Source organism: Dyella sp., from assembly GCF_051962475.1.
Classification (GTDB): domain Bacteria; phylum Pseudomonadota; class Gammaproteobacteria; order Xanthomonadales; family Rhodanobacteraceae; genus Dyella_A.
This window is the reverse complement of the sequence record NZ_JBQCCF010000022.1, coordinates 1-23426: the sequence shown is the minus strand read 5'-3', so window position 1 is coordinate 23426 and position 23426 is coordinate 1. Positions and strand designations below refer to the sequence as shown.

21 protein-coding genes are annotated in these 23426 nt (G+C 66.8%); 9 read left to right on the top strand and 12 right to left on the bottom strand.

From position 1 onward, the window contains the following. Positions 1–59: 59 nt before the first annotated feature. Positions 60–1034: an oxidoreductase gene (locus ACTHJF_RS05160; protein WP_440266171.1), complete on the bottom strand. Its 975-nt coding sequence runs from the start codon at positions 1032–1034 to the stop codon at positions 60–62. A 93-nt stretch (positions 1035–1127) separates the two neighbouring features. Here ACTHJF_RS05160 and ACTHJF_RS05155 point away from each other — a divergent pair, with 93 nt between their 5' ends. Next, complete coding sequence (locus ACTHJF_RS05155; protein ID WP_440266170.1) at positions 1128–2102, top strand: AraC family transcriptional regulator; 975 nt, start codon at positions 1128–1130, stop codon at positions 2100–2102. Between the two features lie 177 nt (positions 2103–2279). On the opposite strand, the gene ACTHJF_RS05150 is transcribed toward ACTHJF_RS05155, so the two are convergent. Continuing rightward, the gene (locus ACTHJF_RS05150; protein ID WP_440266169.1) at positions 2280–2687 is read right to left on the bottom strand and encodes a DUF1801 domain-containing protein; all 408 of its coding nucleotides are present in this window, start codon (positions 2685–2687) and stop codon (positions 2280–2282) included. A 208-nt stretch (positions 2688–2895) separates the two neighbouring features. Here ACTHJF_RS05150 and ACTHJF_RS05145 point away from each other — a divergent pair, with 208 nt between their 5' ends. The 3 genes from ACTHJF_RS05145 (at position 2896) to ACTHJF_RS05135 (ending at position 5160) form a co-directional block, all read left to right on the top strand. Next, the gene (locus ACTHJF_RS05145) at positions 2896–3411 is read left to right on the top strand and encodes a YciI family protein (protein WP_440266168.1); all 516 of its coding nucleotides are present in this window, start codon (positions 2896–2898) and stop codon (positions 3409–3411) included. Positions 3412–3611: 200 nt separating this feature from the next. Continuing rightward, complete coding sequence (locus tag ACTHJF_RS05140) at positions 3612–4829, top strand: DUF1624 domain-containing protein (protein WP_440266167.1); 1218 nt, start codon at positions 3612–3614, stop codon at positions 4827–4829. Between the two features lie 148 nt (positions 4830–4977). Continuing rightward, positions 4978–5160, top strand: a complete 183-nt coding sequence (locus ACTHJF_RS05135; RefSeq protein ID WP_440266166.1) for a YgaP family membrane protein — start codon at positions 4978–4980, stop codon at positions 5158–5160. Positions 5161–5271: 111 nt separating this feature from the next. Here ACTHJF_RS05135 and ACTHJF_RS05130 read toward each other — a convergent pair whose 3' ends face one another. Continuing rightward, positions 5272–6075 carry a hypothetical protein gene (locus ACTHJF_RS05130; RefSeq protein ID WP_440266165.1) on the bottom strand — a complete coding sequence of 268 codons (804 nt, stop codon included), beginning with the start codon at positions 6073–6075 and terminating at the stop codon, positions 5272–5274. Positions 6076–6314: 239 nt separating this feature from the next. On the opposite strand from ACTHJF_RS05130, the gene ACTHJF_RS05125 reads away from it, so the two are divergent. After that, a complete protein-coding gene (locus tag ACTHJF_RS05125; RefSeq protein WP_440266164.1) occupies positions 6315–7259 on the top strand; it encodes an RDD family protein in 945 nt (314 codons plus the stop codon). Between the two features lie 43 nt (positions 7260–7302). Here the strand turns inward: ACTHJF_RS05125 and ACTHJF_RS05120 are convergent, their stop codons facing one another. Beyond that, entirely contained in the window at positions 7303–8181 is an 879-nt protein-coding gene (locus ACTHJF_RS05120; protein WP_440266163.1) for a LysR substrate-binding domain-containing protein, read from the bottom strand. A gap of 128 nt (positions 8182–8309) precedes the next feature. Here ACTHJF_RS05120 and ACTHJF_RS05115 point away from each other — a divergent pair, with 128 nt between their 5' ends. Continuing rightward, on the top strand, positions 8310–8846 hold the full coding sequence (locus tag ACTHJF_RS05115; RefSeq protein ID WP_440266162.1) for a lipocalin-like domain-containing protein: 537 nt from the start codon (positions 8310–8312) through the stop codon (positions 8844–8846). Positions 8847–8917: 71 nt separating this feature from the next. Here the strand turns inward: ACTHJF_RS05115 and ACTHJF_RS05110 are convergent, their stop codons facing one another. Continuing rightward, positions 8918–10636: a TPR end-of-group domain-containing protein gene (locus tag ACTHJF_RS05110; RefSeq protein WP_440266161.1), complete on the bottom strand. Its 1719-nt coding sequence runs from the start codon at positions 10634–10636 to the stop codon at positions 8918–8920. A gap of 260 nt (positions 10637–10896) precedes the next feature. Here ACTHJF_RS05110 and ACTHJF_RS05105 point away from each other — a divergent pair, with 260 nt between their 5' ends. After that, on the top strand, positions 10897–11400 hold the full coding sequence (locus ACTHJF_RS05105) for a hypothetical protein (RefSeq protein ID WP_440255446.1): 504 nt from the start codon (positions 10897–10899) through the stop codon (positions 11398–11400). A gap of 159 nt (positions 11401–11559) precedes the next feature. Here ACTHJF_RS05105 and ACTHJF_RS05100 read toward each other — a convergent pair whose 3' ends face one another. Beyond that, the gene (locus ACTHJF_RS05100) at positions 11560–12702 is read right to left on the bottom strand and encodes a M23 family metallopeptidase (RefSeq protein WP_440266160.1); all 1143 of its coding nucleotides are present in this window, start codon (positions 12700–12702) and stop codon (positions 11560–11562) included. 268 nt (positions 12703–12970) lie between these two features. Here ACTHJF_RS05100 and ACTHJF_RS05095 point away from each other — a divergent pair, with 268 nt between their 5' ends. Beyond that, positions 12971–15304 carry a response regulator gene (locus ACTHJF_RS05095; RefSeq protein WP_440266159.1) on the top strand — a complete coding sequence of 778 codons (2334 nt, stop codon included), beginning with the start codon at positions 12971–12973 and terminating at the stop codon, positions 15302–15304. A gap of 46 nt (positions 15305–15350) precedes the next feature. Here the strand turns inward: ACTHJF_RS05095 and ACTHJF_RS05090 are convergent, their stop codons facing one another. The 6 genes from ACTHJF_RS05090 to ACTHJF_RS05065 form a co-directional block, all read right to left on the bottom strand. Further along, positions 15351–16778, bottom strand: coding sequence for a UdgX family uracil-DNA binding protein (locus tag ACTHJF_RS05090; RefSeq protein WP_440266158.1), 1428 nt, complete (start codon positions 16776–16778; stop codon positions 15351–15353). Next, a complete protein-coding gene (locus ACTHJF_RS05085; RefSeq protein ID WP_440266157.1) occupies positions 16778–17995 on the bottom strand; it encodes a putative DNA modification/repair radical SAM protein in 1218 nt (405 codons plus the stop codon). Before ACTHJF_RS05085 ends, ACTHJF_RS05090 begins: the two co-directional genes overlap by 1 nt. A gap of 132 nt (positions 17996–18127) precedes the next feature. Beyond that, positions 18128–18721: a tRNA (pseudouridine(54)-N(1))-methyltransferase TrmY gene (trmY, locus tag ACTHJF_RS05080; RefSeq protein ID WP_440266156.1), complete on the bottom strand. Its 594-nt coding sequence runs from the start codon at positions 18719–18721 to the stop codon at positions 18128–18130. Positions 18722–18822: 101 nt separating this feature from the next. Beyond that, entirely contained in the window at positions 18823–19458 is a 636-nt protein-coding gene (locus ACTHJF_RS05075; protein WP_440266155.1) for a DUF4893 domain-containing protein, read from the bottom strand. A gap of 133 nt (positions 19459–19591) precedes the next feature. Continuing rightward, on the bottom strand, positions 19592–20347 hold the full coding sequence (locus tag ACTHJF_RS05070) for a zinc-dependent peptidase (protein WP_440266154.1): 756 nt from the start codon (positions 20345–20347) through the stop codon (positions 19592–19594). 163 nt (positions 20348–20510) lie between these two features. Then, a complete protein-coding gene (locus ACTHJF_RS05065; protein WP_440266153.1) occupies positions 20511–21686 on the bottom strand; it encodes a M23 family metallopeptidase in 1176 nt (391 codons plus the stop codon). 251 nt (positions 21687–21937) lie between these two features. On the opposite strand from ACTHJF_RS05065, the gene ACTHJF_RS05060 reads away from it, so the two are divergent. Next, positions 21938–23041 carry a diguanylate cyclase domain-containing protein gene (locus tag ACTHJF_RS05060; protein ID WP_440266152.1) on the top strand — a complete coding sequence of 368 codons (1104 nt, stop codon included), beginning with the start codon at positions 21938–21940 and terminating at the stop codon, positions 23039–23041. Positions 23042–23426 lie beyond the last annotated feature (385 nt).

The following is a 23426-nucleotide window of genomic DNA, read 5'->3' as shown; positions in this document are numbered from 1 at the left end:
CCCTGTTTTGCTGGTGCCGGCCGGCAGGCAGGCGCAGCGCTCAGCTGTGCATCTTTCTTTCAGGCGATTGCGACGCCCGTGAGGCGTTCACTGAGTGCCCACAGCCTGCCTGCCGCCACCGGATCGATCGCGCGCGGACGCACGCCGTGCAGCTCTGTGCTCTCGTCGCTCGGCAGCAAACGCGCGATCTCGCAATCGGCGCAGTACACGCCACCTTTGCCGTCGAGCATGGGGTGGGTGGCGCACCATACGCTGGTGGCCGCGCCTTGCGGGATGGTCTTCTTGTTGTTCTCCGGATCGATGATCAGCCCACCATTCCTGTCGATAATCTGGCTGGCCTCGATCTGTTCGGGCGACATGTAGCGGATGAGGTCGGTGACGATGCCCCCCGGATGCACGGCAAACACACGCACGCCGTCGTGCTGGCCGATCGCATCCAGCGCCACGGCAAACAGCGCGTTGGCGGTCTTCGATTGCCCGTAGGCAACCCAGGGGTCATAAGCGCGCTGCTCGAAGTTGGGGTCCCGGAAGTCGATGCCACCCCGCCGATGGCCGTAAGAGCTCAGCGAAACGACGCGGGCGCCGCTGGCGGCCGCCAACGCAGGCCACAGCTTGCACGTGAGCTGGAAATGACCGAGATGGTTGGCGGAGAACTGGGACTCGTAGCCACGACTGTCGCGCGTCAGCGGTGGCGCCATGATGCCGGCGTTGTTGATCAGGATATGCAGCACGCCCGCCGAGGCGGTGACGCGTTCGGCAAAGCGGTCGATCGACGCCGGATCGAGCAGGTCCATCGCATCGACAACGACATCCGGCATGTCGCGCAGGGCCTTCTTCGCCTTGTCCATATCGCGGGCCGGCACAAAGACGCGCGCCCCGGCGGCGCGCAGCACGCGGACGGTTTCAAGGCCGATGCCGGAGTAGCCCCCGGTTACCACGGCGTTTCTGCCGGCAAGGTCGATGCCCTGAATGACGTCTTCCGCGGTTGAAGCCGCGCCGAAGCCGCTGCCCAAGGGGATTTGTGGGGTGGACATGAGGGAACTCCAAAAGGGGTGCGGATAAGCTAGGCCCCAAAGCCCGAATGCAGAATGCTTAACCGTGCACCATTCATGCGCGATAGTTCATCCATGAGCTCTGATCCGCTTTCCGATGTGCTCGAACTCGTCCAGGCCCGATGCAGCCTCTCCGGCCGTTTCGTCGCGGGTGGTCCATGGGCGCGCCGCTTCGCCAACCTCCACGCCATCAAGTTCTGCGCAGCCATGGAAGGCTCGTGCTGGTGTGATACCGACGGGATGGGAGCGCCTGCGCGGTTCGAGGCGGGCGACGTGCTTGTAACCAACGGGACGCGCTCGCTGTTGCTGGCCAGCGATCCGAAACGGCTCGCGGATGCCGAGCCCCTTCCCCTGGAGCGCGACGCGGGAGGCGCCTATCGCCTCGGAACGGGCGACAGCTTCGTCATGCTCGGCGGCATGGTCTATGTGGACGACAAGCGCCAGTCGCTGTTGCTTGGCGGCCTGCCTCCGATGCTGCACGTGAAAGGCACCCTGCCGGAGGCGGCGACCATCGGCTGGCTGCTCGAACAACTCACCCGCGAAATGGAACACATCGACCGCCCCGGCCGCGCCGTCGTGCTGGCAGAACTTGCGCAACTGCTGTTTGTGAACACCTTGCGCGCTTACCTGGCACACGCACCGAGCCATGACGCCGGCTGGCTGAAAGGTCTGGGCGATCGGCGCCTGGCGAGCGCACTGAGCTGCATGCATGCGGAACCGCAACGACCATGGGGCCTTGGTGACCTTGCGAAAGCTGCGGGTATGTCACGCACATCCTTCGCCGTTCGCTTCCGCCAAGTCATGGGGGTACCGCCTTTGGCCTACCTCACCAACTGGCGCATGCACCTGGCCGAGCGCCGATTGCTGGCGGGGGCGACCGTCGCAGAGGTCGCCGAGGCAACGGGCTACACGTCCGAAAGCGCATTCAGTCATGCGTTCAAGCGCGCCATGAGAGTCGCACCGGGGCGATATCGCAAAACGGTGGGTGCCGTGGATGACGCGCGGAGCGATGGCCACGCTTACGCGGCGACAGCAAGAAGTGGGTTCTGAGCGTCGCTGGTACCAAGGAGCGCGGCGTTGCAAAAAGCAGGGGGCAGAGTGCACGTCCTCGAGCAGTCGATAGTGCCCTTTCCCGTTTCATCGTCGAGGTTTTCAACCCGCGCAAGGCGGGCTTGAGACCGTCCTGCACAACAGGAACGATCGAGGGCGGAGCCTGTCGAGGCGTCCTCACTTCTTTGCCGGCCGCTTCCCCACGCCCGGCTTCGCGGTGATCTGCCGCATCCACACCGCGATCAGGTCTTCGTCGATGTCGTCCAGCGAGGCCAGCTCCACACCGCGCGTTGCCTTGCCCATGGCCACAGGCGTCACCGGCGGCATCGGGTCGAGCGTCGTGCCGTTGACGAACATCAGCTTGACGTGGCCGGCGAACGCGCCGCAACTGAAGCACCAGCCGTCGCCCACGCCGTAGTACGCCATGCCCCATTTCACGCTGCGTTCGAGGCCGGGCAGGGTGTCGGCGGCCAGGCGGTCGATACGTTCGGCGATGCCGCGCTGCGGTTGCGGCAGGCTGGCGAGGTAGGCGAACACCGGCTTGTCGCCGATCGCGGCCTTGGCCTGGCTGGCCTTGCCGTTCATGGTTTCAGGTAGCTCGATGCCGGCGGGGGTGCGTTTCGCGGCGGACTTGCGCACGTTCGCTTTGGCAGGCCGCCGGGGATGTTCGATCTTGTGGGTCACCATGGTGGGCTCTGGATGGCTTCGGGCTTCTCTGGATGACGATCAAGCGTCTATCGGATCGACACGGCAAGGGGGGCGGCGCGCATTTTTCCCTTGAGGCAGATGGGTGATGAAGTTCAACGCATGGTCCCCGCCCTCCCTGTGGCGGCCAATTGTGTCCCCTGTGGTTAACGGTCTGCGCGCTGTGTGCCTGCTCTCCTGGCGCGTGTCGAATGGCAAGGAGTCCGTTCGTCATGAGGTGAAGGGCAGTCATGAAGGCTGCGTGGCCTGGGAGCGCGACATGAGCAAGTACCTCATCTACTTCAACCAGGCATGGGTGGGGGAACACAGCGAAGCATGGTTTGCCGCACGCGGTCCGCTGGCACGTGCAGTGGTGGCCGAGATGAAGGCGGCGGGTGTCTATGTGTTCGCCGGGGGGCTGGAGGAGGATCCGCAGGAGGCCTTCAGCGCGGATGCCACCGGCGGCACGTTGCGTTTCACGGACGGGCCGCATGTGAGCCACCCTCAGTTTCTGGGCGGGTTCGCCGTGATCGATGCGGCCGACGATGAAGCGGCGAGGCACTGGGCCGGCAAGCTGGCCCAAGCCTGCGGCTGGCCGCAGGAAGTGCGGCGGTTCAAGCCTTGAGCGGGTGCTCGGACGGAACGACGGGGCAGGGCTTCTGCTCGGGAAAGGGCGGCCTTGCCCTCGGGGGCGCGTGCTCGCATCCGCTGGACGCAGCCGCTTGGGGGGGGCGACTCGCGAGCCAGCCGCGCCGCTGCCCGGGTCCCTTGTTCGGCCCTTCACCTTCACGCCATGCTCGATGCGACTGACCCAAGGGGACCGATGTGGATACTGCGATAGCGCCCTCCACCATGCATGCCGTCAGTGACGCCGTACCGGCCGGTCGTCTGCGCCTCGAGTCGATCGACCTGCTGCGCGGGATCATCATCGTCATCATGGCGCTGGATCACGTGCATGATTTTTTCGGCGTGCCCGGGGCCAACCCGGTGAATCTCGCCACCACCACGGTGCCGTTGTTCTTTACCCGCTGGGTTACCCACTTCTGCGCGCCAGTGTTTTTCCTGCTAACCGGCACTGGGGCCTTCCTGACGTTGCGGCGCATGAGCAAGCGCGAGCTGTCGGGCTTTCTGCTCACCCGCGGTCTATGGCTGATCGTGCTGGAAGCCGTAGTGATGCGCTTCGCCCTGCAGTTCAACGTCGACTACCAGGTGACCCTGCTCATCGTGCTGTGGGCGCTGGGCTGGGCGATGATCGTGCTGGCCGGGCTGATCTACCTGCCGACGTGGGCGCTGGTGGCCGTGGGCGTGGCGATGGTGGCCGGGCACAACCTGCTGGACGGCATCTCGGCCACCGCCTTCGGCGCGCTCGCCCCGCTGTGGACCGTGCTGCATGTGCCCGGCTTTCTCATCACCGGACCGCACACGGTGTTCGTCACCTATCCGCTGGTGCCATGGATGGGGGTGACTGCGCTGGGCTATGCGTTGGGGCAGGTCTACGCGTGGGATGCAGGTCGCAGACAGGCATGGCTGCTGCGGCTCGGCCTGGCGCTTACGGTCGGCTTCGTGGTGCTGCGATGGCTCAACGTCTACGGGGATCCGTTCCCGTGGTCGGCACAGCGCTCGCCGCTATGGACGCTGGTGTCCTTCCTCAACACGCAGAAGTACCCGCCGTCGCTGTTGTTCCTGCTGATGACGCTGGGGCCGGCGCTGTTGCTGCTTCGGGTTTTCGACGTTGGCACGCCGCGGCTGCTGCGTCCCGTGCTGGCATTCGGCAAGGTGCCGCTGTTTTTCTACGTGCTGCACTTCTATCTGATCCATCTGTTGGCGGTTGCCGTCTGCTACGTGGGCTACGGCGATGTCGGCGGTATGTTCCGCTCGCCGGACCTGGGCCACTTCCCATTCACCGCGCCAACGGGCTGGGGGCTCGGCCTGCCGTGGATCTATGCGATATGGATCGGGGTGGCTCTGGCGCTGTATCCGCTCTGCCGCTGGTATGCCGGCCTGAAACGGCGGCGCAGGGACCGGTGGCTCAGTTATCTGTGACGCAACCCATGCCGCGCAGCAGCCACCGACGCATCGGGGTGCCGCAGGTGGCGTCCGCTGTGTGCGGTTCGTGCCAGGGTTGATCGCGGTCAATGCGGCGCGGGCCTGAGCTGCGCATGCTGGCGCTGACCTTCAGGAGGGCATGCGCATGAAAGCCAACGTGGGTGGCCTGGATAAGTGGCTACGTATAGCCGTGGGTGCAGTGCTGATCGCGTGGGCGATGACCGGTGGTCCGGTGTGGGCGTGGATCGGGGTGGTGCCGCTGATCACGGGGCTGTTCAACTTCTGCCCGCTGTACGCGCTGATCGGCGTGAATACCTGCAAGCGCTGAGCGCGCTGCGGGGCGAGCGGATTCCGGGGCGAGGTGAGGAGTCTGCTCGTTGGAGAGCAGCAGACTCCGCCCGCGGTTCACCCTCGGGCTCAGGCCCGCCTTACCCGATCCCTACATCCCCGGCATCGCCGTCGGCGTGCCATCGGACCAGTTGCCGACGCCCACCAGCAGCACCGACAGCGGCGGCAGGGCGGCCGCTTGGGCCTGGTGGTTGGGTGAGTAGAACCAGTAGTTGCCGCCGAACACCGGCGAGCCGGTGGCGTTGGCGCCCCAGTCGGCGCCGTCCTTGAACGGAACGTAGAACATGACGTGGGCCATGTCGTGGTCGCCCTCGTCGGACAGGTAGGACGACTTGGACATCATGTAGCACATGGCGCCCGGTGCCAGCGGAGGAATCTTCTTGCTGCGCAGGGCTGCCTGGATACGCGAAGCGACTTCGGCGTCGGAGTGGCCGGTGAGGGTCATCGCGGTGCGCAGCTTGGCGATTTCGGTGACGGTGCGCGCGGCCTGCGGGTTGTCGCAGCCGGCGGCGCGGATCTTGGGGTTCCAGCGCTCGGGCCAGTCCGTCGCACCGGCGAAGCCGCGGGCCACCCAGCAGACGAACCCATTGCTGCCGGTGACGGCGGTTTCGTAGCCGGTGCGGGTCATTACCAGCACGGTGGCATCCTTGGAGATGGATGCCGGCGCCGCACTCCTGGCCAGTGCGATTTCCTCGGCGCGATCCATGAGGTAGGCACTGACGGGCGCCATGCGGTCATAGGGTTTGGCCGGCGCTGCGGCTGCAGCGTTGAAGGCAAGCATCGCCAGCGAGACGCACGCTGCGAGCCGGGCGGCGAATCCGCCCAGATGGGCCGCCATGGTGACGGCGCGTGGTTGATCGGGCGACACGGACGTTTTCAGCATGGCCTTGCTCATCGTGGTCTCTCCTGGCGAAGGGGTAGTGCTTTTTCATGGAGACGACGAGGGAGGGGGGCGCAGATCGACACGCGCTCGGGAGGCGAGTGGCGCCCACGATTCTTGGCGCATCGTGACCGCAGCCGCGGGCAGACCAACCGACGGTCAGCGTCGCCCGGCCGCTCGCCAGGTTGGCGCTGCGCATCTGGCTTTCTCGCGGGACCTTGCTGCAAGATGCTTCCCACCTCAGGGGGAAGTACATGGACGCATGGGATGGGGAAGAGGCGCCGGCTCGCGGGATCGCCGGCTTCTGGCGTCGTCTAGGCGCCTTCGTTATCGACGTGATAGTGCTCGGGATTGTCGGCATGATCCTGGGGACGCTGCTGTTCGATACGTTTGCGCGTATGGGTATCTATGCCCGATTGATCGGCTTTGCGATTGCGTTGGCTTATTTCGGCGTCTTGAACAGCCGCATTGGCAGTGGGCAGACGCTCGGCAAGCGCTGGCTGGGTGTTCGAGTGGTCGATGCGCAAGGCCAGTTGCTGTCGCTTCCACGCGCACTGCTGCGCTACACCGTGCTGAGCATTCCGTTCTTCGCCAACGGGCTGCCGGTTGATTCGGGCATGGCGATGGGAAGCGTATTGGGCTACCTGCTTGCCCTGATCGTGTTCGGCGGCATGTTCGTCACCGTCTACCTTTATGTGTTCAACCGGCGCACGCGGCAGTCGTTGCATGACCTGGCGGTTGGATCGTACGTGGAGCGGTTCGACAGCGCGGCGCGGCCGGTGCCGTTCCCCACCATGTGGCGCGGACACCTCGCCGTGGCGGGGCTGCTCGCTGTGGCCGCCCTGGGCGTGCCCATCGCGGCGAATCATCTGGCGCAAACCGAGAGCTTCGCCGACCTCATGCCGCTGTATCGGACGCTGTCGAGCCAACCGCATGTGATGACGGCGCAGGTGGCGCGCGGCTGGGCGTCCATGAATGGCCGCACGACCCGCTCCCTGCAGTCGTCACTGCAACTGGACGCGCCGCTGATCGGCGACGCCGCCATGGCCAGGCGCATCGCACAGCAGATGGCCGAGGCCGATTCCCAGATCGCCCAGGAGAATGCTGTGGTGGTGCGCCTGGTGTTCGGCTACGACATGGGTATCGCCTCGGGCTGGAAGGCGCACGTGTACTCGTACAAGCCGGAAGAGCTGCGGTAGAGCGGTGGTCGACCGCGGCTGGAGATGACCGCTACCTCAACGGCTATTTCCCGGTGAGCTCCGCCAATGCGTGCTCCGTCACGGTGTGGCGCAGCTGTTTCAGGGCGGGCGAGGCTGGGTCACCTTCGCCATGCAGGCAGACATCGACGCGGGGCAACGGCGGCAGCCCGTGGCGGCCATCCAGACGGCTGAGCCCGGGCGGGATGCCGGCGCTGGTACGCAACGTGATGCCAAGCCCCGCGGCCACGCCGGCCCACAGGCTTTGCAGGCTGCTGGTGAGGTAGGCCGGGCGCCAGGCCAGGCCGGCCTTGTCCAGCGCTTCGGTGCCGGCCTGGCGAAAGAAGCAGGGCGGGCGATAGAGCGCCAGGTCGATCACGTCGCTGGAGCGCAAGCGCCTGGCGGCGTCCTGCGCTCCCACCCAGGTCATCGGCAGCGTCGCGAGGCGTTCGGCATCGGGGCGCTGCGCGTGGCCCATCGCCAGCACCAGATCGAGCTCGCCGCGATCCAGCCGTTCCAGCAGGGCGCCGTTGCGATCGACCTCCACGTCCACCCGCACGGCTGGATGCGCTTGCTTGAATCGCCCCAGTGCCGCCGGCAACCAGGATTCGGCGAAATCTCCCGGCAGGCCGAAGCGCACCGTGCCGCCGATCGACGCACCATGCACGGTGTGCACCGCTTCGTCGTTGAGCGCCAGGATGCGTAGGGCGTACGCATGCACGCGGTCGCCCGCCTCGGTCAGCACCACCTTGCGCCCCTGCCTGCGGAACAGCGGCTGCCCCAGTTGCGCCTCCAGTTTGCGCATCTGCTGGCTCACCGCCGACTGCGAGCGGCCGACCCGCTCCGCGGCGCGCGCCAGACTGCCCAGGCGAAGAATCGCGGCCAGGGTGCGTAGCGCATCCATGTCCAGGTTGGGCTGCTGCATAGTGAAATATTTCTAATGGATAGGCGTCGAATTATTCCATTTTATTGAAGTTCTTGCGGCCCTAGGATGCATGGCGCATCGGGCTCCGGTTCGATGCCGCGGACTCCACTACCCGAAGGAAAACGCCCATGCGCAGATCCCCCACACGACGCCGCCTGATGGCCACCGCGTGCCTGGTTGCTGGCCTCGCCTCGACAACCGGCGCGCTCGCCCGCGGCGCGTCGGCCCGTTTCCCGCTGGCCGGCACCTGGACGCTGGAGGCGGCCGACGTGCTGCATCCGGACGGCTCGCGCAGCAGCGACTACGGCGCGGCCCCCAAAGGCCTGTTGATGATCGACGGACAAGGCCACTACGCGTTGCAGATCTTCCGCGCCGAGCGCGCGCATTTCGCCTCCGGCGACAAGGCCCACGGCAGCCCCGCCGAATACCGATCCGCGGTGATGGGCTCGAGCACGCACTACGGCACGCTCGAACTCGACGCCGCGACGCACCTGCTCGTGTTCCACATCGATGGCGCCTCCTTCCCGAACTGGGAGGGACAACAGCAGCGCCGCAGCTTCGAGCTGCATGGCGACGTGCTCAGCTATCGGGTGCCGCCGCGTCCCAATGGCGATGTGCCGCTCTCGGTGTGGCGGCGGGTCGGTAGCAAGGACGCCGTTGAATAGGGAGCGACGCCGCCGCGGCGAAGCGCAGGACAGCCGCGCTTGCTGGGCGATCGCTCCCGCCGCAGCACGCGTCAGTTGAGGCTGGTCAGCAGTGCCTGGAAGCGGGCATGGCTGCGCAGCGAGGCAAGGTCGCTGTCGTTGGCCATCCAGGCGCGGTCGCCCCAGCCCAGTTGCACCGCGCGTTCGAGCAGGTCGATGGCGCGTTCGTGCTCCTCCAGCACGGCGAAGGTGCAGGCGGCGTTGTAGTACACCATCGGCTCGTCTTCGCTCGAGCGCAGCGCCAGGTTGGCCCACTCGATCGCCTTGTCCTTCTCGCCGATGGCCGCGAAGTTCGCGGCGCCCATATAGCGGGCGCGCGCGTCGTCGGGGTTGATGCCCAGCGCGCGTTCGATCAGCTCGATTGCGCGGCGGCGCGCCTTGCGCTCGTCATCCTTGCGGCCCATCTCGCTGTACGCCTGGCTCAGGTAGACCAGCGGCAGGTAGTCGGCGGGGCTGACTTCGGCAGCGCGCAGGTAGAGCCAGGCCGCCTTTTCGAAGTTGCCCTGCGAGCTGCAGATCATGCCGTACAGGAAATAGGCCTCGAGCAGGTTCGGGTTGAGCATCATGGCCGTCTCGAACTGCCGCTCGGCCTGCTTGAAGCGCTTACTGACGTACAGCGCCAGGCCGCGCGAGGCGTGCGCTTCGGCCGAATCCGGATCCATCTGCAGGGCGCGCTCGCTGGCGTCCATGGCATGGGCGACATGCTCGGGGTTCGCGTCCAGGAAGCGGTGCCGCATGACGTACGCATCCGACAGTCCGGCCCAGGCCGCGGCGTACTTGGGATCACGCGCGATGGCGTGCTTGTACATCTCGATGGCGCGCAGCGAATCGCGCCGATTCCACGCGTAGAAATACCTGCGCCCGCGCAGGTAGTCGTCGTAGGCCTGCACGTTGGCGGTAGCGACGTACTGGATCGCGCGACGCTCCTTCGGCGACAGGGTCACCTTCAGCGCATCGACGATGCTCTGGGCGATGTCGTCCTGGATGGCGAAGACGTCGCGCAGTTCGCGGTCGTACGTTTCGGCCCACAGGTTCGAGTCGGAGGCCACGTCGATCAACTGCGCGGTGATGCGCACGCGGTTGCCGGCGCGGCGCACGCTGCCTTCGAGCACCGTGCCGACATCCAGTTTGGCCGCAAGCGTCTGCAGGTCCACCTCCTTACCCTTGAAAAAGAACGACGAGGTCCGTGACGACACCTTCAGTTGCGGCAGCTTGGTCAGCAGGCTGAGGATCTCTTCGGCGATGCCGTCGCTGAAGTACTCGTTCTCGAGGTCGCCGCTCATGTTGACGAAGGGCAGCACGGCGATGCTGCGGCGGTCGTGATCGTGATCCGAGCTGCGGCGATCGATGTCGCGGCCTGGGCTGTCGGCTGAGCGCGGCAGGTCGGCCTCCGATGTTGCGACCTTGCCTGGATCCTTGGCCGTGACGCTGGCGATCAGGCGATAGCCCACGCCGTGCACCGTCTGGATGTAGCGCGGCTCCGCCGCCTCGTCGCCGAGCTTCTGGCGCAGTTGGGAGATCACCCGGCTCAGCGAGGCCGGCGTGACGTACTTGTGCCCCCACACGCGTTCGAGCAGGTCGTCGTGCTGGATCAGTTCGCCCGGATGGGTCACGAACTGCAGCAGCACGGAGTAGGCCTTGGGCTCCAGCTCCAGTTCGCGGCCATCGCGCGACACGCGGTGTGCCGTCGGTTCGACGCGGATGTCGCCGAACGCGTAGTCCACCCTCGCCGGGTTCGATTCAGTGGCCACGCCGAGCGAATATCACAGGGTCTGGTAGGGGTCAATTGAGCTTGTGGGGGATGTCTGGGAGCGCGTCCCGGCGCGCGTTAGCTTCCGATGAAGAGGACGTTTCCGATTCCCGCTTAGCGGGCGGCCGGCGGGCGCAATGGAGCCGCTCGGCGGAAATCCTCAGGAATTCCGAAAGGATTCCTCCGAACTTCCTCAAGCATGAGACGGGGAGCCGGCACAGACTGATTCCACGGACACTGGCGTCCGTCTGGAGGCTCCCCATGAAACATCTGATTCATGCCTCAATTGCACTCGGTCTTCTCTGCGCCGGCGGTGTCAGCGCGGCCCAGGACCAGACGCAGGCCACCACGATGCGCGACATCACGGTCCAGGCCGTGCCCTCCTACGAAACCTACGTGGCCGACTTGCCCACGGGCTACGCCTTGCATGCCCTGGTCGGCAACACCCACCGGCAATACCTGCAAGCCCAGCGCGACGCCGAGCAATCCGATGCCCTGCGTCGAGGCGGATTCGCCGTGCCCGCGCATGTCTCCGTGGCTATCGACAATTTCTCCGGCCCCGGCGCCGCGCGGCAGATCTGGCTGATCGACGGCTCGCGCGAAACGGTCGCCATCGTCAACGTGTACTGCAAGCGGGTGATGCCGTCGGGCGGCCCGCGGTGCCAGCTGGCCCCGTTGCCGATGTCCGGTAGCAGCAACGGCGAAAGTCAGGCGTCGATCAACGGCGCGTATCTTCAGGTCGCGCAGGTGGCGTTGCCCGAGTAGGCGGGACCGGGCGAGCGGCGAGGTGGGTCGAGCCCGCCAGGCTTCGACAGAGGCTGGCGCGGGCTCGATGTCCTGATTGCGGGGCTGGCTCCAGTCGATCGGTCGACCTGATCGATGCGAACAGCGAGGTGTCCGGCGGGCGGCAGTGAACCGCCGCCTTTAATCGGGAAACCTCACCACCGCATTTTCAGCGGGCCATTCATCGTGACGCTGCTCGCTTTCCCCAGCCGCTCGTTGGGCCCACGGCGCGTTGCCCAGTGCGGCAATGTCGTCGTACCGGCCCAGCAGGTCGAATGCGGCGAGCGTGAACGGGCGCCCCTCGGCGCCGACGCGGGAGGGCTCGTCGGCCACGTGAAAATGCAGGTGTGGCCCGGTGGAGGCGCCGGTAAACCCCAGCTGGGCGAGCACCTCGCCGCGGTGCACCCGGTCGCCGACGTGCACCGCGGTGCTGCCGGGGCGCAGGTGTTCGTAGAAGGCGTAGCGACCATCGGCCAACCGGATCGTCACGAAGTTGCCCGCGTCGTCGGCCAGCACGTGCCTGGGGTTCGTCGACACGCGGGGCGACTCGGCCATGTCGTCACGCACCGTCACCACGGTGGCGTCGGCCACGGCCAGCACGTCCGCGCCGTAGCCGAGCCAGTCGCTCGGTGTGTCGGGGTGCTGGCGCGCGGTATGCCCGGCACCGTCCACGCGCACGCAGTCGATGGCGAAGCGCCCCGGGATGCGCGCCTGGCCGTCGACCGCGTTGAACACCCGGCGATGCCCACGTGCCCAACTGGCCGCGTGGACCGCCACCCACGGCCCCCCACGCAGCGGCGGACCCAGCGGCGTCCCGGCCGCGTAGGAGACCGCAGTGCGTGCACCGCGCACCACGTCCAACGGTGCGCCGGGTGGCGGCGCGAAGGTCACCACGTGCTCGATCACGTGCGGTCGATGCGCATTCGCCGGCCACTCCAGGTAGATCACCGCGCGGCTTCCCGGCTGGATCGCAACGTCGCCCGAGGTCGCAGGTGGGCCGATGCGCGCGAGTCGGCGGGTCAGCGCCTCGCCGTCAAAGTGCGCCAGCACCTGACCGCCGCGTGCGTCCACCACCGCCACGTCGATCAGCCGCAGCGGCGAGTCGGTGAAGTTGGTCAGGTGCAACTCCTCGAACACCTGCGTGCCGGCATCGGTGTTGGCGGCGTGCGGTTCGTCCAGTACGCGCAGATCGAACGAGGGTTGCAGCGATGGCGCCGACGCCGCACGCGCCATGGCTGCCGCGGCGAGCGCGCAGGCAACCAGCAGGTTCATCGTCGTCTTCATGGGAAGCCGCTCCGCATCGGGCCGCCGAAGCTAAGGCAGTCGCTGCACGGATCCAATCGACGGGTGACCACCGGCACCGGGCGCGGGATGAGCGGAGCGGCGGTGCGGATGGCGAAGGTCAAGTCGGGGCCGCTCAACGTGCCCGCTGAGGTGATGGCCGCCGCTTCGCCGCGGCAAAAAGCCGTCCCATGCAAACGCCATCTTCACCTGAAATATGCATCTTTCGTACCCCTCTCTTAAATGTGCGCGCGCAATGGATGCAAACTGTTTGAGCCGTCCGGTTCTGGATTCGATCACCGACCTCGGCATCTTCGCGGTCGACCCCGACGGCAAGATCGTCTTCTGGAACAAAGGGGCCCAGCTCGCCTTGGGTTACACCGCGGAGGAGATCGTCGGCCAGCACGAGTCGGTGCTTTTCCCCTACGACACGCCGGGTGTCGTTATCGCCAAGGCGCGTGACGAGCGCGAGGAAAAGGGCGGCTTTCACCGGGTGGACAACCGGCTCCTGCGCAAGGACGGCACCTCGCTCACAGCCGCGGTCAGCAGCCAGCCGATGCACGATGCAAGCGGCGCCCAGCTCGGCCACTGCAACGTGATCATCCCCAAGGCCGGCGCGGGCGCGTCCGACCAGCGCTTCGCCGACGAGCAGTTCCGGATACTGGTGCAGGGCGTGGTCGACTACGCGATCTACATGCTCGACCCCGAGGGCTGCGTGCACACGTGGAATTCGGGAGCGGAGCGGATCAAGGGCTACACCGCCGACGAGATCATCGGGCACCACTTTTCGGCGTTCTACACCGAGCCGGACCGCGTCGCTGGCGAGCCGGCACGCGGGCTCGCGCACGCGCGCAAGCACGGGCGCTTCGAGAACAAAGCCTGGCGCGTGCGCAAGGACGGCTCGCTGTTCTGGGCGCACGTGGTGATCGACCGGATCGACGACGACGAAGGACGCCTGATCGGCTTTGCCAAGATCACCCGCGACGCCACCGAGGTGCTGCGCGCCGAGGAGGCGCTGGAGGAAATGCGCTCGGCGCTGCACCAGGCGCAGAAGATGGAAGCCATCGGCCAGCTGACCGGCGGTATTGCACACGACTTCAACAACATCCTGCAGGTGATCACCGGCAACCTGCAGCTGCTGCTGCAGGAGGTGGGGCAGAACGAGCTCGCCAGGAAGCGCGTGCGTAACGCGATGGCCGGGGTGGAGCGTGGCTCGACCCTGGCGTCGCAGCTGCTGGCTTTTGGCCGGCGTCAGCCCCTCGAACCGCGGGTGATCAACCCGGCCCGGCTGATTCGCGGCATGGACGAGTTGCTGCGACGTACGCTCGGCGAAGGCGTGGAGATCGAGACGATCATCGGTGGTGGGCTCTGGAACACTTCCATCGACCCGACCAACCTGGAAAGCGCGATCCTCAACTTGGCGATCAACGCCCGCGACGCGATGGAGGGTCGCGGCAAGCTCACCATCGAGGCCGGCAACGCTTATCTCGACGATCGCTATGTACGCGCCCACCACGAAGTGAAGCCGGGGCAGTACGTGCTCATCGCCGTTACCGACAACGGCTGCGGCATTGACGCCGACGCGCTGGAGAAGGTGTTCGAGCCATTCTTCTCGACCAAGCCGGAGGGCAGCGGCACCGGCCTGGGCCTCTCGATGGTGTACGGCTTCGTCAAGCAGTCCGGTGGCCACATCAAGATCTACAGCGAGCCTGGCCACGGCACCACGGTGAAGCTCTATCTGCCGCGCAGCACCGAGGCGGAGCGCGAGTTGCCCGCGGAACCTTCCGAGAGCAGCGAGGGTGGGCATGAGTCCATCCTGGTGGTCGAGGACGACGAGGCAGTGCGGGAGGCGGCGGTGGCGTTGCTGCGAAGCCTGGGCTACACGGTCTATCACGCGGCGAACGCTCGCGCGGCGCTCTCGGTGGTGGAGAGCGGCATCGGGCTGGACCTGCTGTTTACCGATGTGGTGATGCCCGGCGATCTGCGTAGCCCGGAACTGGCCCGGCTGGCGCGCGAACGCCTGCCACAGCTCGCGGTGTTGTTCACGTCCGGCTACACGGAGAACGCCATCGTGCACGCCGGCCGGCTGGATGAAGGAGTGCATCTGCTCAGCAAGCCGTACACGCGCGATGCGTTGGCCCGAAAGGTCCGGCAGGTGCTCAGTGAGGAGCGACCCCAGCCGGGTGCCTCCAGCCCGGCCGCTCCGCCACCGGTGAGCAGGCGGCGCCTGATGATCTGCGAAGACGACGAGCTGATCCGCTCGGTAGTGCAGGACATGCTCGAAAGTAAGGGCTACGAGGTGGTGGCCGTGGGCTCGGCGGAAGAGGCACTGCGGGCGTGGGAGGAAAGCGACCCCATCGATCTGCTCATCACCGACTTGAACCTTCCTGGGAGTTCCGGCATCGAGCTGGCCCAGAGGCTGCGCCAACGCTCGCCGGACTTGCCGGTGATCTTTGCCACGGGGCTGGCTGAAGACTGCGACATGCCGACCGACGAGCGGACCGCCATGCTGCTCAAGCCCTACGGTGCCGGCAGCCTCGTCGCTTCGATCAGCCGTCTGCTGCAGGCGGCCGAGGAGGGCGCCGTCGGTACGCCGGCTGGGTAAGTCGTGGAGCGGCGCGGGGCATGCCTCCGCCCCTCGCCGCATCCGGCTAAGGCGCCAGCTCGCGTATCCGGCCGAGATCGCGCACGAAATCCTCGAAGGCTGCCGCCCGAGTCGCCTCATTCGGCAGCCGCAAGATGTACGACGGATGCACGGTGGCGATGCCGCGCGTGCTCTCGTCCAGCGTGATCCACTGGCCGCGCTGTTCGAGCAGCCGGAAGTCGCTGCCGAACAGGCTCTGCGCCGCCATGGCCCCCAGGCAGACGATGAGGCGCGGCCGGATGCGGTCGAGTTCGGCGGCCAGCCATTGCCGGCAGGCTGCCTGCTCCTGCGCGTTGGCGCGGGCGTGCAGGCGGCGCTTGCCACGCGGCTCGAACTTGAAGTGCTTGACGGTATTGGTGATGTACAGCGCGTCGCGATCGATGCCGAGCTGCGCCAGCGCACGATCGAACAGTTCGCCGGAGGGGCCGACGAAGGGCCGGCCTTCCAGGTCTTCCTGGTCGCCCGGCTGCTCACCGACGACGACAATGCGCGCATCGCCCGGGCCCTCGCCGAAAACGGTCTGCGTGGCCGGCTGCCACAGCGGGCAAGCGCGGCACTGCCTGGCCTGCTCGCGCAGTTGCGCGAGGCTGCCCTCCGGCAGTGGCGCCGGCGCCGGCTTCACCGGTGCGGGAATGCGCCGCTGGGGCATCGTCGGCGCCTTGTCCACCATCGCCTGCATGCGCGCCGAGGCATCCTGGATCAGGGCCGGGATCAGCGCGGCCTCCGGTAGGTTCTTCCAGTAGCGCACGGGCATTTCCTGCGTCATGGCGCGCACCTTCAACCGGGCCGGATTGAAGATGTTGGCGAAGTAGGTGCGCCACAGGTCTTCCAGCGCATCGCCGGTGGGCGCGTCGGCCTTGTCGGCGCCTGCGTCCAAACGCAGCGTCTCGCCGTCCCAGTGCGCGCTGCGCAGCGGTGTGAGGATCGACCAGCGCATGCCGGTGAAGCGCCGCACGAAGAACGGCGCCACGCGCGCCACGATGTCGTGCGAGGGTTCGAACCACGCGATGAACACCGCGCCCTCCGGCCCGGCCACCTCGCGGAAGCGCACGAAGGCCTTCATCTTGTGCATGTCGCGGCGCACTGCCTTGGCCGCCATGTGCGCCCAGGCTACGTCGTCGTCGGTGGCGATCTGCAGCAGGTTGCGCTCGCCATGGGTGAGCCGCCACAGCATGCGGTAGAGCATCGCGTGGCGGCGCGGGTCGCTGTGCGCGAGCACGATGTCGGCCAGGCTCATGAACTCGCGCGGCACCCGGCCGCCAGCCGCGGCTGGCGCATCGGCCGGAGCGGGTGCCGGGGCGGCACCGAACAGATCGGTGGCACCGCCAACCTGCCACTGCACGTGCGCTGGCGGTAGGCCAGCGGCCAGCAGCTCGCGCGCCGCCGAGCGCCAGGCGGCGAAATCCAAACCGTCCTCGAGCACCACGCTGCGCATCAGTGGCCGAACAGGTCCGCCTGCCGCGGCGTGGTCAGCTGCGCGCGCAGCGCGCCGCTTTCGCTGTCGGTGCGCGGGCGGTAGTCCAGCGTCTCGACGAACGGCGCCACCTTGCCCACCGCCACCCGCAGCTTGGCCAGATCCTGGTAGCGGATGCGTCGGTGCGCGCGCATGGCCAGCAGCTTGTCGACCGTGCGCACGCCCAGGCCCGGCACGCGCAGCAGCATCTCCCGCGGCGCGGTGTTGAGGTTCACCGGAAACTGGCTGCGATGACGCAGCGCCCAGGCCATCTTGGGGTCCACGTCCAGGTCGAGCATGCCGTTGTCCTCCGGCGGCGCGATCTCCTCCACGTTGAAGCCGTAGAAGCGCATCAACCAGTCGGCCTGGTACAGGCGGTGTTCGCGCACCAGCGGCGGCGGCCGCAGCGGCAGCGCCTTGGAGGCATCGGGAATCGGGCTGAAGGCGGAGTAGTAGACCCGCTTGAGCCGGTAGTTGGCGTACAGGTTGGTGCTGGAGGTGAGCACGTCGCGATCGGTGGAGGCATCGGCGCCCACGATCATCTGCGTGCTCTGCCCGGCGGGAGCGAAGCGCGGCGCCTTTTTCTCCGCCTTGGACTCATCGATGCCCAGGCGCAGGCGCCCCATGGCTTGGCGGATGTCGCGCAGGTTCTTTTCCGGCGCCAGCGACTTGAGCCCGCCTTCGGTGGGCATCTCCACATTGATGCTCAGGCGGTCGGCCCAGCGCGCGGCCGCACCCAGCAGCTCTGGCGAGGCGTCGGGAATGGTCTTGAGGTGGATGTAGCCGCCGAACTTGTGCTCCTGGCGCAGGCTGCGCGCCACCCGCACCAGCATTTCCATGGTGTAGTCGGACGACTGGATGATGCCCGAGGACAGGAACAGCCCTTCGATGTAGTTGCGCCGGTAGAAGTCCAGCGTGAGCTGCACCACTTCCTCCACCGTGAAGCGCGCCCGCTGCACGTTGGAGCTGCGCCGGTTGATGCAGTAGGCGCAGTCGAAGATGCAGAAGTTGGTCAGCAGGATCTTCAGCAGCGAGATGCAGCGGCCATCCGGTGCGTAGGCATGGCAGATGCCCATGCCCTCGTTGGAGCCGATACCGCCCGTGCCGCGCGAGTCACGCCGGTTGCCACCACTGGACGAACACGAGGCGTCGTACTTGGCGGCATCGGCGAGGATGGCGAGTTTGGCGGACAGTTCCATGCCAGACGGATGATCATGCAATCGGGTCCGCGCAGCGTGAACGGGTTCAGCCTCTTATCCTGCGACGCCAGGTACGGACTGCGTTGCGACCGTCGCGGCGAAGTGTCGCGGGGGGCGTGCCGCGGCCGGCGGCTAGCGCTGATCGAGCTCGTGATGGATAAGCACCACGCACTGTGAGGCAAACAGCATCGTCGAACCCAGCGTGATCTTCTTTGCGCCCAGGCGCTCGAGGCTGTGGAAGGTCTTCTTCGGCATCGGGATGTGATCTGTGAGCAGGAAGCAGGGGTTGCCGGCGAAAGCCTGCTCGCGGATCGGCGCGCCCTTGCGGTCCATCACGAACAGCGGGTGGTCCTGCGCCAGCTCCTGCATCAGGCGCTCGAAGCTCACCGTGCGCACGGTGAGGCCCGGGGCGACGGAGCGCATTTCCTCCTTGCCCATGCCTACGGAGGCATCCAGTGCGCGTGCCACGGCAGCCAACAGCGTGCGTTCGTCGAAGCCGCCGAGGTCGGTGATCTGGTTGGAATCGACGCGAATGGTGCGGGAGTAGTCCTGCGTGCTTTCGAGCACCAGGTACACCACCACGTTCGCGCGGTGCGACTGCGCCACGAAGAGGGCGTTCATCAGCGTATGCGCGAGGATCTCGGTGTGCGCCTCCTTGCCCACGCCGGCCAGCAGTTTCTGGCTGTCGGTGGGCGCGGCGCGCGCGCGGAGGACGAAGGTTCGCATGGGGTTCCGGTCGGTTCGTGGCGTGGGCGAGGGAGTGTCGATTGTCCCCGAACCGGGGGATCGGAAGACAGCGAACGCATGGGCGCGCCTCGCTTGCTGAATCAGCGTTCCAGTCGATAGAGCTCGAAGCCGTTGTCGTCGACGTCCAAAATCATCAGCAGTGTGTGCGGGCCGATGCGCAGCAGGCGGCCGACGGAATTCACCGGGCCTTCCGGTCCAGCCGGCTTGCCCAGCGGGCGATTGCCAGCGCCGTAGGGGCGGGTGGGATCGTCGTTGACGGTAAAGGCACCCAGAAACGCGAGCGCCCGGTCATCCCCCGCCATCGGCAGCAGCGTGCCGCTCCGGCGCTGCGAACCGCGCGTCTTGCTGAAGTGGAAGCCGCATGCGTTGCGATCGATGCGTCCGGCGAAATACGGGTAAGCGTAAGCGCCGGTACGTCCGGCCTGGATCGACCTCACGCGCCACGCGCCCTGGATATCCCCGAGCGGCAGCGGATGCAGCGCGCGTTGCAGCAGATGTCGCGCCTCGTCCAGCGCGGCCGTTTCGTCGGCCAGGTAGTCGGGACTGGCGCTGCGCGGGCGGGCCGGAAGCTGATCGAGCACCTGCTGGACCGGCGTCGTCAGGGCAGGGCGGTCCGCTGGCAAAACGATGGACCGCCAGTTCTCACACGCAGCGGCTGACGCGATGGCCGGCAGGAAAAGCCACGCGACAACAAGCATCGACGAACGTTTGAACATGGGATTTCGCCCTCCTGGCGAGCTGGCGGGTCGGAGTCTGACCCGCCGCGAAAGTCTACGCGAAGCGGCGCATGGGACTCATGCGCGAAGGGGCGCGCAGCGAGGTGCCGCACGTTTCCCGCAACGCTGGCGCTCAATACGGATGCTGCCGATAGAACAGCGCCAACTGGCGGTAGACCTCCGGCAGATGCTCGCGCAGCGCGGCTGGTGCCTCGAAGAACTGCTCGCTGACCACGGCAAAGAACTCGGCCGGATTCTCCAGGCCGTAGGGATCGATCGGGATCGGCACGCCCTGGTGATGCTCGCGGCGCAGCCGCTCCCAGGCGCCGGAGAGCACGCGTGTCCACACGCGCTGATCCATGCGCCGGTGCAGCGGCGGAAAGCCGTTGGCGGCGCCGTTTTGCAGGTCGAGCTTGTGGGCCATCTCGTGGATCACCACGTTGTGGCCCGGCCGCTGGCCGGCGGCAAGCACGTCGTTCCACGACAGGATCACCGGACCGCGGCCCCATGCCTCGCCAGCCATCGCGTCGCTGCTCTCATGCACTACGCCGGCCTCGTCGGTGCGCGTGCGTCGCGGCACGAACGCGTCCGGATACACGATCACGCTGTGCCAGCCGTCGAACCAGTCCATGCCCAATTTCAGGATAGGGACGCAGGCGTGTGTGGCCAGCAGCACGCAGTCGCCATCATCCAGCGTCAGCCCTTGCACCGGCTCGATCGATTTCTCGCGCAGGAACAGCGTAGCCAGCACGCGCAGCGCCGCCTGATCGGACGCGCCCAGCCGCCGTGCCGGCGCACATCGCGCCAATGCGGCTCGCCAAAGGGGTTCGGGGATGGGATGCTTGGCGACGATGCGGCTGATGCGCCAGTTTCTGAGCTTTTGGAACATGGCCCCACGCGGGATAAGTCTTGGCGCTCCCAGCATCTGGGCCAAGGTGCGCATTCTCAAGCACATATACCCATTCCCTGCACGAGCGGACAGACATCCACTGGCTCGGAGGCGGTGCGACGCGATTATTGCCTGCTCGGTGCGAGCCGTGGCGGAGTCGGCGTCAGGGAAGCGCGGAAAACCCGATCACCACGTCGTTCAGCGGCATCTCCGCCTGTCGATGCTGGATCGGCTGGGGTGTCCATGGCGTGCCCTGTCCAAACAGCTGCGCCTCAGTCTCCGGGCCGAGTAGGTCGAATCGGTCGAACCGGAACGGCAGGCCTTCGGAGCCCTCGAAGCGGGCCGCGTTGGAAAGCTGGAAGTGCAGATGTGGTGCGCTGGAGCTGCCGGACTGGCCAAGGCGCGCCAGCAGTTGTCCACGGCGAACATGATCGCCGACATGCACCTTCACGCTGCCGCGTTGCAGGTGTGCGTAGCTGGCAAATACACCGGGCTGAATCTCCAGTACCACGTAGTTGCCGAACAGGCCACGGGCTGTGAGGGAGGTCGGCTCCGCTTGCGGACTGAGCGGTGGATGTTCCGTCTCGCCATCGCGCGCATCGCGCACGACGCCATCGGCTACCGCAAGCACGTCCGCGCCGTAGCCGATCCAGTCGGCATGCCGGGACTTGCCGATTTCCTTCACGTCGGCACGCACGACATGCCCACGCGGATCGATTCCCACCAGATCGAGTGCATAGCGCTGCGGAATGGTGACCTGCCCGTTGACGGCCACCAGACTCCCCCAGTGATGTGAATGCGGGTTGCCAGGTCCCTCGTGCGCCAGCCACCACCCGCCACGTAGCGGCGGTCCGATGAGCACGGGTGCCGCGGTGCCCAGTAGCAGCGGTACGCCGTCGAGCAATTCGGTCTTGTGCGTGCTGGTGGTGAAGCTCATCCGATGGTGCAGGGTGCGCGGTATCGGACTTTTGGCGGCCAGGCTCAGCCAGACGTAGATCACGACGCGCTTGCCAGCGTCGATGAGCACCGGCGCATGTTCGGCCGGAGCGGGTCGGGTCATCCGGGCCAGATCGTCGGCGCCGAAGCGGACGATCGGGGCGCGGCCATCGTCCGCATACACATCGAGTTCCTGGAGTTTCAATGGGCCGGTGTCGCCGTATATGTTGGTGACATGCAGTTCGTAGGCAAGATGGATCCGTTGATCGGTGCCTGTCACCGGCGCCGGGGCAAATGGCACACGAGCCTCCACCGGCGCAAGCGCCTGTTGTGCCACCGCCAGCGAGGCCAGGCAGCACAGCGGCAAGAGAAGCCAGCGTGCGAAACGTCCCTTGATCGACACAGGTTCTTCCCCGGGTTCAGGCCAGCCGGCATGGTAGATGGCAATGTGGGGCGACGGACAGGATCCCCAACGAAGGGGGGCGGACGATGACAACGTGCAGCCGAGCGCTGGAGAGCTTGCTGGCGGTTGCGCCAGTGGCTTGAGCGGCGGCGCGTTCGGCCGATAACAACGATATCTCGTGTTGCCGATAGAAGCTTTGTCATCGGGAACACGCCACGCCCTTTTCCAGCGAATCTCACAGGCACTTCCCAATGCAGGCCGCAGACACCGACGATCGCTACGTTCGTATCGCAGTCATGGTGCTGTTGTCGTTGACGATGTTCGCGGGCGCGTGTGCGACGGCGATCCACTGGCTGTCGCCCGTGCATCGCACGATGGACCTGATCGTTCCGCCTACGGCGACCGCGCTTTTCGGCGGGCTCATCGTGGCGCTGATTCGTCGGCCTCGCTGGGTGTCTGGCATTGCACGCGTCGCGCTGGTGCTGGCGGCGCTGGCCCTGGCCGCTCCGGCGTGGCTCTATACCTTGCAGGCAACGCTCACGCCAGGCGCGACGCTGATCGATCTGCTGCCGCCGGTGTCGTCGCTGTTCGTGGTGTTCCTGGTGATGGTGATGGTTTTCATCCCCGGAAGGCAGGCGTTTGTCATGGCGGCGCTGTGCTGGCTGCTGATCGCTCTGCCGGTGCTCGTCTACCTGCCTCTTCATCCGGCGGAGTTGTGGGCGCCGCGTGGTCGCGATCTGCTGATGGCTTACGGGCCGGTGAGCATCCTCGTGGTCGTGCTGCTGCCGGTACAGCGCGGGCTGGCCGGCAAGATCCAGCGGCTCGCGTCGGAGCGCCAGCTGATGGAAGTGCTGCTGCATCGTGATCCACTGACCGGCGTGCAGAGCCGCCTGCTCGGCGAGCGCATGCTGCGCGAGGCGCTGGCGACGGGCACGCCGGCCGGCGTGATCATGCTCGATCTGGATTCCTTCAAGGCGATCAACGACACCTACGGCCATCCCGTAGGCGATCAGGTGCTGCAGGCCGTGGCGAGCGGGTGCAAGGGGCTGCTGCGCGAAAACGAATGCATCTCGCGCTGGGGCGGCGAGGAGTTCCTGGTGATCGTGCCGGATGTCGACGCGTCCGGCTTGCAGCGCGTGGCCGAGCGCCTGCAGACGGCGATCGCCGGCACGCGGGTGGCCCCGGTGCGACAGGTGACTGCTTCGTTCGGCACTACGATGATCCGCCCCGGCGACACCTTGGACACCGTGTTGCAGCGGGCTGACCAGGCACTCTATCGGGCGAAGGAGCACGGCGGCAATCGCGTCGAGGCGGCGCCGTTGACGGGGCCTGGGCGAGCGCTGTTTCCTAGGTGACAACGTCATGAGGCGCGTGGGATGCGGCGTCGCTCGGTGCCTTTGCTATCTCGCGGAGTTTGTTCGGGCGGGATGGATAAAGAGCCAGAGCGCCCCCTCACCCCAGCCCTCTCCCCTGAACGGTGAAGCTGTTCAGGGGAGAGGGAGCGGAGCGCGGTGCCCTTAGTCCATCACGAAGCGCCACAATTTTGCCCTCTCCCCTGAGCTTGCTCGGGGGAGAGGGTTGGGTGAGGGGGCGGGCTGTTGATCTTCGTGGTCGAGGTGGCCGCATCTACAAAGCCGAAGCCCCCTCACCTCAGCCCTCTCCCCCGAACGGTGAAGCTGTTCAAGGGAGAGAGAGCAGAGCGCGGTGCTCTTAGTCCATCACGAAGCGCCACAATTTGGC